We start from the raw sequence: 8,872 nt of genomic DNA on the forward strand, positions 1-8,872 counted from the left end.
GTGCCTCTGGCAGGGCTTCTCGGAGGGGGGCAGGCGGGATAAAGAGGGTCTGATACCGCTTTACCCTTGCGGTGCTATCCGACGCAACGAGGCTTTTCATGCTGCCAGATCTTTTGACCCTGTCATCCTTCCGCACCGCATTGACCGAGGCGCCCGCGCCCGACAAGACGGCGCGGGCAGCCTGCGAAGCGCGCAATGGACAGTTGACCAAGCCCCCTGGAGCCCTGGGACGACTGGAAGACGCGGCGATCTGGTACGGCAGCTGGCGCGGCACCGACACGCCGCAGATCCTGGCACCTCAGGTGATTGTTTTTGCGGGAAATCATGGCGTCACCCGCCGTGGCGTGTCCGCGTTTCCGGCAGAGGTAACCGGCCAGATGGTCGCCAATTTCAACGCAGGCGGCGCGGCGATCAACCAATTGGCCAAATTGGCCGGGGCACGCATGGATGTGCACGCCTTGGAACTGGATCGCCCGACAGCCGATTTCACCGCAGGCCCCGCCATGACCGAAGACGACCTGCTGTCGGCCCTGCGCACCGGCTGGGGCGCGGTCGATCCGGATGCGGATGTTCTTGTGGTTGGCGAAATGGGGATTGGCAACACCACCTCTGCCGCTGCGATCTGCCTGGCGTTGTTTGGCGGCTCGGCAAGCGATTGGACCGGGCGCGGAACGGGTGTCACCGATGATGCGCTGATGCTGAAGACGCAAGTCGTCGCCGAAGGGGTAGATCGTCACGCCGCGGCCCGTGATGGTCTGGAGATCCTGCGGTGCCTCGGCGGTCGCGAAGTGGCGGCGATGGCCGGGGCGATTGGCGCGGCCCGTGCGCTGGCCATCCCTGTCGTGCTGGATGGGTTCATCTGTTGCGCCGCTGCCGCCTGTCTGGCTGCGGTTTCAGATGGCGCGCTGGATCACACCATCGCCGGCCATCAAAGCGCCGAGGGCGCCCACGGTGCCCTGCTGGAAAAACTTGGCAAGACACCGCTCCTGTCGCTTGGTTTGCGCCTTGGCGAAGGGTCGGGCGCGGCGCTGGCACTTCAGGTGCTGAAGGGGGCGGTGGCCTGCCATAGTGGCATGATGACATTTGCCGAGGCTGGCGTTTCAGCGGGCTAGGCTTGGGCGCGCGCACCGGCCCTGTGGGTGGCCAGCCCACAGCGCACGGCATCATGTCAGTCGGTTTTCTGCGAGTGTTCCGCGGCCAAGGACAAAAGCGCCGTTTCCAGGTCCTTCTCCAGCTCCTTGGCGCGTTTGATATAGGCCGGGTTTTCGCTGGCGGGGGTGCCGGGGATCCAATGTGCGGCAAGCTCACGCACCGTATGGCGGTCGTGCGCGTAAAACGTCTGCTCTGCCCGGGCGGCTTCGTATTCGCTCAGGCCGATGTTTTCCAGAACGTAGCGGCCGGCGCGTAGGGAGCTGTCGAACATTTCCCGAACGATGTCGTCGGCGCCGGCCTTGTAGAGTTCGAACACGTGGTTGCGGTCATAGGCGCGGGCCACGATGTGCACGTCTGGATAGTGGCGCCGGGCATAGGCCACCAGCTTTGTTGCCTTGGCGGTGTCATCCAGTGCCACGACGAGCACTTTGGCTTTTGCTATGCCGGCGGCCTTCAGCAGCTCTGGGCGGGTCGGGTCGCCGAGAAAGCTCTTTACGCCAAACCGTCGCATCAGTTGCACCGCCTTCATGTCGCTGTCCAAAAGGACCGTCTTAAACCCGCTGGCATTGACGAGGCGATTGACGATCTGGCCGAAGCGGCCAATTCCGGCGATGATGACTGTGCCTTTTTCGTCGATTTCATCCGGTGCCTGTTCAACCTGTGGATCCTTCATCCGGTTCGACAGCACTTCGTAAAGGATGAACAGAAGAGGCGTGATCAGCATGGAAATCGCAATCACGAGCAACAGCTTTTCGGACAGGTCCGGTGTGATGACATTGAGCTGCAGCGAAAATGCAAGAAGAACAAAGCCGAACTCACCGGCCTGCGCCAGACCAAGCGTAAACAGCCAATGGTTCCGCCTTTTCAAACCGAAGGCCTTGCCGACGAAATACAGCACCGTGCCTTTGGCAAAGATCACGAGGAGGGCGAGGCCGATCACATCACCCGGTTCCGCCAAAAACAGGCGATAGTTGATCCCGGCGCCAACGGTGATGAAAAACAGCCCAAGCAGCAGCCCCTTGAACGGTTCAAGATCGCTCTCGAGTTCGTGGCGGAATTCACTGTTGGCCAGGACCACACCCGCCAGGAACGCGCCAAGGGCAGGAGAGAGCCCGACGAGTGTCATCAGAAACGAAATCCCTACCACAATCAGCAAGGCGAGCGCTGTGTACATCTCGCGCAGGTTGGAGGCGTGGATGAAGCGAAAGACCGGTCGTGTCAAATAGACGCCCGCGAGGATGACAAAGGCGACAGCCGCGACGGTCATCAGTGTCACCGCCCAGCCGGGCAGCCCATCGACCAGTGACAGCGAGTGGTGGGCCGCGTCATGGGCATCGGCACCGCGCTGGATCGAGCCGTCGGTTGACAGGCGCACGGGGCTTTGGGTTGCGAGAAGCGGCAGCAATGCGAGGATGGGAATGACCGCAATGTCTTGAGTCAGCAGAACCGAGAAGCTCGCGCGCCCGCCGTCGGTGCGGGAAAGACCTTTTTCGGAGAGGGTTTGCAAGACGATGGCGGTCGACGAGAGTGCCAGTGCCAACCCCACTGCAAGCCCGACTTGCCAGGTTTGCCCGAAGGCGACGGCGGCGGCGGCCAGCAGCGCGGTGGAGCCAACAACCTGTAATCCCCCCAGCCCGATCAGGTGATGCCGCATGCCCCAAAGTGCCCGCGGTTCGAGTTCGAGCCCGATCAGAAAGAGCATCATGACGACGCCGAATTCAGCAAAATGCTGAAGCTCTGTTGTCTCTGAGCCGACCAGCCCAAGGACCGGACCGATGAGAATGCCAGCAGCCAGGTAGCCGAGAACGGACCCCAACCCCAGCCTTGCGGCGATGGGCACGGCGATGACCGCCGCTGCGAGATAGATCGACGCTTGAGAGAGAAAACTGTCCATGAGATGATACTGCCAGTATTCGGTGACTTGGCAAAGACATAGGACGCGTTTCCGCGCCAAGATCCAGTTGCGTCATAAAATTCTATCACCGTGTTCAACCGGCATCATAGATGCAGCTAGACGGTTTGGTCAGATAAATGACCACCGACGTCCGGGACAGCGGGCGGAAGGGTCGCAAAATTCGAAATGAGGGGGCATTGGTGGTCTGTGTTTCCGGCACGGCGATATCTGAATTGAACGCGGCAGGGGCACGGTTGGAACGAACCTCAGCCTGAGAACTACGCAGGCTGAACCAAACGCAGGCTGAGCTGAGCAATACGCAGGCTGTGCCAAAGTCAGACGGAACAGGGCTTAGAGGAAACGAAACTCAGCCTGACAAAGTTCAAATCTATCAGAGGGAGCGTCGACCGATAGGGACCCATAGGGAGGGCTGACTGACAACGCCCGCTGCGACTGGTGGGGCTGCTGTAGAATTCCTGCTGCCTTAATCGCCGTTTTGGGGGCCGCCGAGGAAGACGAAACATCTTGGCTTGGCTGACGAGGGTGCCGGAAGCGGATGCGCTGCGGTCGGGACGCTCTCCAACGGGACGCTTGGCTGCGTGCTCGCCCAGTCGGGCGTCTGGTCCCCTTTGGCGGGGACCGAGACCCGTTATTTCTCGAGCGAGCGGATTTCTTCGCCGAGCTTTGCGATATGCTCCAGCCGTTCGGAAATCCGCTCCTGGAAGGCGCCAAGTTGATCAATGATGTCCGAAAGTGTTTCGCCCGAGGAGGGGAGGCGGGCGCTTTCAATCTTACACAACACCCGGGTCGAGCTGAGACCGAGGAAATGGCGATGCATCACCTGGCACGCATTGATGATCCGAACCGCTTCGATATCGACCTCCGCCATGCCTTTGTTGGCGAAACCAGCTTGTTCTTCGACAAGGTCAGCCAAGAGCGCGCGTTCCTTTTCCATGTCGACGTTGCCAAGACTGCGACGTTCTTTCTGCAGCTGGACATCGCATTCCTTCAGGATCCGCGTCATCCCGGCAATAAACAGGCTTGAGTTGACCGAATGTTTCACGGTGGCGAAATTTGTATTCTCGCCCATAACATTGCGCTCGAACCAGTCCGACATTTCCCGCGACATGGCGCCGTAGTTCTGAGACAGGACGGTGACGGGGCCGCCCGATGGTTCAATCCGCGACGCAATAACCCGCAGATTGTGAGGGATTGTGTGCATCGCTTCGAAATCTTTGACCAGACCGTGGGTTTCGTCCAGAAGCTTCTCGGCATTTCGCAACATATTGCGCAGTTCGGAAATCTCTGGATCTGGTTTGCGGCCAAGCCCCTCGTCGCGGGCGATCAATTCTTCAGCAAGGGCATGTGCCGCAAAATGCTGGTAATCGTCGAAGCCTTTTTCGTGCACCCAATCTTCCATGATCTTCATGCTGTCGGTTGGGGAAAGCCCGTCCTCTTTTTCGGCCTTGGCCATCTTGGCATAGAGGGTCTGAATCTCACCAAACAGCGCGCTTGAAGGTTTGATGCGGGCGGACAGGTAGCCGCCTTCGCAAGGGACGACAGCGGCAAAGACCCAATAGTGCAGGTTATCCTTGGACTTGTTCTTGACGTAGGCCCCGATGGTGCTGCCACTCTTGAGAATGTCCCAGAACAGTTGGAACACCCCGCGTGGCGTGTCCGGGTGGCGGATCAGCTTGTGCGGCGCGCCAAGAATCTCTTCCCAGCTATGATGCGCGACACGTTGAAAGACATAGTTACAGGCTTGAATGACGCCCCGGTCATCGGTCCGGGAGAAGAAGACTTCGTTCAGCTCAAAAGGAGCTGCGCCGCTGCTCGGGCGTGTTTCTATACGGCGGTCGACAAATGACACGAGGGCGATTCCATCTGATGATAAATTTCTCCTAACCCTAGGCGACCAGTGGTTCACGCATCCTTAAACCGGTAAAGGGCTATCAGCTTTTAACTGTGCCATCACGATTTGGCTGTGCACCCGTCCGACGGCCGGATGGGGCAGGATGATTTCGTGCAATAGCGTGTTAAGCTCCTGAAGATCATGGCAAAAAACACGCAGCAAATAATCGGCGTCTCCGGTCATCGTCCAAGCGGAAGTGATTTCCGGACGGCTTGATACAAGTCGTGCAAAACTGGCGGCATTTTCCGGCCCATGGCTGTTCAAATGGACCTGAACAAAACACTGCACCGCCAAACCGAGCTTTGTCGGATCCAGTCTGGCAACATACCGTTGGATGTAGCCATCGGCTTCGAGCCGTTGACGGCGCCGCCCAGCCTGGCTCGGGGACAGGTTGAGCGCCTCGCCCAGTTCCTGAGCCGTGGACTGGGCGGAGGTCTGGAGATGGGCCAGCAGTTTGATGTCTGTCGAATCCAGCATGCGCGAACCTTTCACTATTTCACTGAATGATGCGTAAGTTCCGCGTTATTGAACAGGTGTATCTGTGATTTCGCGCATTTTGTGCGCGCGTGATGCGGTAAGCTGAGCGAAATGAGATCCAGCACGCAGGAGATACGCATGGGACCGTTTCCGCACGACGCACCAAAATCTGTGATCAGCGCTGAGAACCCGGCCGGTACGGATGGCTTTGAGTTTGTCGAATTTGCCAGCCCGAACCCCGAGGAACTGCGTACGCTCTTTGGCAAAATGGGCTACGAGCTGGTCGGGCGGCACAAGTCAAAACCGGGGGTCGAACTTTGGCAACAGGGCGACATCACCTATATTCTGAACGCCGAAAAAGGCAGCTTTGCCGAACGCTTTGTTGAGGAGCACGGCCCCTGTGCGCCGTCCATGGGGTGGCGCGTTGTCGACGCCAAACAAGCCTTTGATCACGCCGTTTCAATGGGCGCGGAGCCTTACCACGGCGCGGACAAGACGCTTGATGTTCCGGCCATTAAGGGGATCGGCGGCTCCCTCATCTACTTTATTGATCAGTACTATGACACCTCGCCCTACAATCAGGAGTTCGAGTGGCTGAAGCAGTCCAAGCCGCGCGGGGTGGGGTTCTATTACCTGGATCACCTGACCCACAACGTGTTCAAGGGGAACATGGACAAGTGGTTCAACTTCTACGGTAAGCTGTTCAATTTCAAGGAAATCCGCTTTTTTGACATCCAGGGCAAGTTCACCGGGCTGTTCAGCCGGGCGCTGACCTCACCCTGTGGCCGCATTCGGATTCCGATCAACGAAGATCGTGGCGAGACCGGTCAGATCGTTGCCTATCTGAAGAAATACAACGGCGAAGGCATCCAGCATATCGCTGTCGGCGCGCGTGATATTTACGAGGCGACGGATGAGATCTCTGACCGTGGGATCCAGTTCATGCCTGCGCCGCCCGACGCCTATTACGACATGAGCCATGAGCGCGTGACGGGCCATGACGAGCCTCTGGACCGGATGAAGAAACACGGCATCCTGATCGACGGAGAGGGCGTCGTGGAGGGCGGTGAAACGCGGATCCTGCTGCAGATCTTCTCCAAGACTGTCATTGGACCGATCTTCTTTGAATTCATCCAACGCAAGGGCGACGATGGATTTGGCGAGGGCAACTTCAAGGCGCTGTTTGAATCGATCGAACAGGAACAGATCAACAATGGCGAAATCTCCGCCGCTGAATGATCGGTGTCTTGACTGACGACCAGAGAGCCGGGGCACATGTCCCGGCTTTTTGCTGTCAACCGGATTGCGCAGGCGCGTTTTTACCTGTTTCGATGGCGGTTGTCCAGTCCGTCAACATTTCCACTAAGAAATTGGTTTGCCTCAACCTTTTGGCATGGTGAGCGTTTGATTGCGGCCGCCCTTTTGGTATTGCAGCTGCCCCTCACCGATGGCGACAATGCGACCGCCGTCGATCCGGTCACCCACTTTGACCTTGACGTACCGGCCTGAAGGCAAACGGACGAGTGCGCGCCGTTCCGCCGGTGTTCCGTAGACGCCGATCAGATTGACGTGGCGCAGATTGAGCGCCCGTTCGACTGTGGCCTGACGGGCAACCGAAGCAGAGGAGGGGATGGAGGGGCTGACCGTCACCGGCGCCACCGAGGCCGTCGCCTGAGGCGCATCGTTCTGGGTGCTGCGCTGGGCGCGATCGACGAGATTTGCGAAATTCGCCGGACGGGCGCGTGGTTTGACCGCGCGGGCGACGGCAAGGGCGGTCGCTGGCTGGCTCTCTTCTTCTTCCGTCTTGAGGCTTGCGGGGCGGATCTTTGGCCGTTTGGAAAGCAGCTCAGAGCGGATCACCCCGCCCAATTGCGCCCGCTCTGTCTGCTCCTGCAGATCGTCCGGTCGGGTGCGGGGGCGGATCAGGCTCAACTGTGCAACGCGGTCCGCAGCATCCGCGGCCTCTTGCTGGCGAACTTCAGGTCTGTCCGGCGTGGGCGGGGGAGACAGGGCGGGGCGGCCTGAATAGACCATGATGCCGTCTGGATTTAACGTGCCTTCGGGTGACGCCACCACCAGCCCACGGTCATCAAGGTCGAACTGCCGTCCAGCTTCGGTGGGGCTCGAAATCGCGTCGAAGGGCGCGTCGGTGTCCAGACCGGCCTGAGGCGGGAGTGCAATGGCATCCTGCGACAGTTCCGTATTGTCGATGGACGCGACGTAGACATCGTCAAGCCCGATCAGCGGTGGCAGCTCCGCAACTTCGGGGACCTGCTGCCAGACCCCTGTCGCCGCGTATTGAGCAGCTTCCTCAAGCGCGCCGATATCGTTGTGAAGACCGTGATCCATCCCGACCGTTCCGGCGTCATCGCCGGGCACCACGCCATCGGCCAGCGCCTCGGGATCAAGGCCGGGTTCGTCATTGGGCAGGCTGGCGCGTTCAAACGCGTCATCATCCGTCAGCGATGGGCTGAACGGACCGGGCGTCGCGCCACCCGCGCTGAGGCTCCGTGGGGCGGGCAACGACGCAATAACAAGGTCTTGACCACCCAGCGGCACGGTTTCGTCGACGATAGGTGCACCGAGTGCCTCAAGCACGGCAGCGTCGGTCACCGTCAGGCTGTCGGGATCTCTTTGCAGGTCCAGAGGCCGGTCCGACGACAGATTGCCAAGTTCAAACTCGGACCCGGTTTCGCCAGACCCGGCGAAAGGCGTGCGCGCGGGCGCTCCTGTCTGAGCGACCTGCTGGTCCGGTCCCGGCGTGAGCGGCGATGTGCTGATGGCAGCGCCAGGCGCTGCGAAACGATCCGCGCTGAGCGCGACTGTCGCCTCGGGTTGGGCATGGGTCAGAACCGGTGTGGCAATCGGATCTTCGGCCTCGACCAGATCGGCGCGTTCCAGATCCGACCACAAGACCGGCAATTCCTGAACCAAGGCCCAGGCACCAAGCGCAGAGAGGGTCGCCAGAGCGGCAGCGGCCAGTCCGATCCGCGCAGGCCGCAGCCGCAGCGGGCGCGCTTGTGGCATCTGGCTTATGTCACCTGCGCTGTCGCGCGGGGATCTTGATGCGACGGCGGGGCCCCGTCTCGGCGGGGCCGAGGTCGTATGTGACAGCGCCGGCGAGGGAATGGACAGGTTTGGGGCAGGGGGCAACGCCGACGGGCCCGCGGGGGCGCGGACGTTCAGATGGTTGCCCATTGGCGTGGCCGCGAGCACAGCCCCATGCGAGACATCGGCGATGCCAGACCCGTCAGCCGGGTTCAGGTCGCTGGTCGGCGCGTCGGGGGTTTTGCTGCGGCGCGAGCTGAAGGTGACGATGGGTTCGGCGACCACCTCGCTGTCCTCGCCGTTGCTGTCCTGCGCGCTCTTGCCGTCGTCTGGCGCTGCGGTGTCAATTTGCGGATTGTCAGCTGGCAAGGGCGGGGCCGTCGGCAGAG

6 protein-coding genes are annotated in these 8,872 nt (G+C 60.4%); 2 read left to right on the forward strand and 4 right to left on the reverse strand.

The features are described from left to right. Window positions 1-98 precede the first annotated feature (98 nt). Window positions 99-1,112 (forward strand): nicotinate-nucleotide--dimethylbenzimidazole phosphoribosyltransferase, encoded by a 1,014-nt coding sequence (gene cobT, locus TRIHO_RS15645; RefSeq protein WP_068245627.1) that lies wholly within the window; start codon window positions 99-101, stop codon window positions 1,110-1,112. 56 nt (window positions 1,113-1,168) lie between these two features. Here cobT and TRIHO_RS15650 read toward each other — a convergent pair whose 3' ends face one another. The 3 genes from TRIHO_RS15650 to TRIHO_RS15660 all read right to left on the reverse strand — a co-directional run bounded on the left by TRIHO_RS15650 (window position 1,169) and on the right by TRIHO_RS15660 (window position 5,435). Then, window positions 1,169-3,046: a monovalent cation:proton antiporter-2 (CPA2) family protein gene (locus TRIHO_RS15650; RefSeq protein WP_068245630.1), complete on the reverse strand. Its 1,878-nt coding sequence runs from the start codon at window positions 3,044-3,046 to the stop codon at window positions 1,169-1,171. Window positions 3,047-3,695: 649 nt separating this feature from the next. Beyond that, window positions 3,696-4,916, reverse strand: coding sequence for a PAS domain-containing protein (locus tag TRIHO_RS15655; RefSeq protein ID WP_068245633.1), 1,221 nt, complete (start codon window positions 4,914-4,916; stop codon window positions 3,696-3,698). 63 nt (window positions 4,917-4,979) lie between these two features. Then, window positions 4,980-5,435 carry an Lrp/AsnC family transcriptional regulator gene (locus tag TRIHO_RS15660; RefSeq protein WP_068245636.1) on the reverse strand — a complete coding sequence of 152 codons (456 nt, stop codon included), beginning with the start codon at window positions 5,433-5,435 and terminating at the stop codon, window positions 4,980-4,982. A 138-nt stretch (window positions 5,436-5,573) separates the two neighbouring features. On the opposite strand from TRIHO_RS15660, the gene hppD reads away from it, so the two are divergent. Further along, the gene (gene hppD, locus TRIHO_RS15665; RefSeq protein ID WP_068245638.1) at window positions 5,574-6,674 is read left to right on the forward strand and encodes a 4-hydroxyphenylpyruvate dioxygenase; all 1,101 of its coding nucleotides are present in this window, start codon (window positions 5,574-5,576) and stop codon (window positions 6,672-6,674) included. A gap of 141 nt (window positions 6,675-6,815) precedes the next feature. On the opposite strand, the gene TRIHO_RS15670 is transcribed toward hppD, so the two are convergent. Then, the coding region (locus tag TRIHO_RS15670; RefSeq protein ID WP_207498702.1) for a hypothetical protein at window positions 6,816-8,872 on the reverse strand (2,057 nt) is incomplete at its 5' end.

The sequence above is a fragment of the Tritonibacter horizontis genome, from assembly GCF_001518015.1.
GTDB lineage: Bacteria > Pseudomonadota > Alphaproteobacteria > Rhodobacterales > Rhodobacteraceae > Epibacterium > Epibacterium horizontis.

Excerpts from the sequence above, each read along its gene's own strand:
- cobT (WP_068245627.1), top strand. The coding sequence starts at position 99 with ATGCTGCCAGATCTTTTGACCCTGTCATCCTTCCGCACCGCATTGACC.
- TRIHO_RS15650 (WP_068245630.1), bottom strand. The coding sequence starts at position 3,046 with ATGGACAGTTTTCTCTCTCAAGCGTCGATCTATCTCGCAGCGGCGGTC.
- TRIHO_RS15660 (WP_068245636.1), bottom strand. The coding sequence starts at position 5,435 with ATGCTGGATTCGACAGACATCAAACTGCTGGCCCATCTCCAGACCTCC.
- hppD (WP_068245638.1), top strand. The coding sequence starts at position 5,574 with ATGGGACCGTTTCCGCACGACGCACCAAAATCTGTGATCAGCGCTGAG.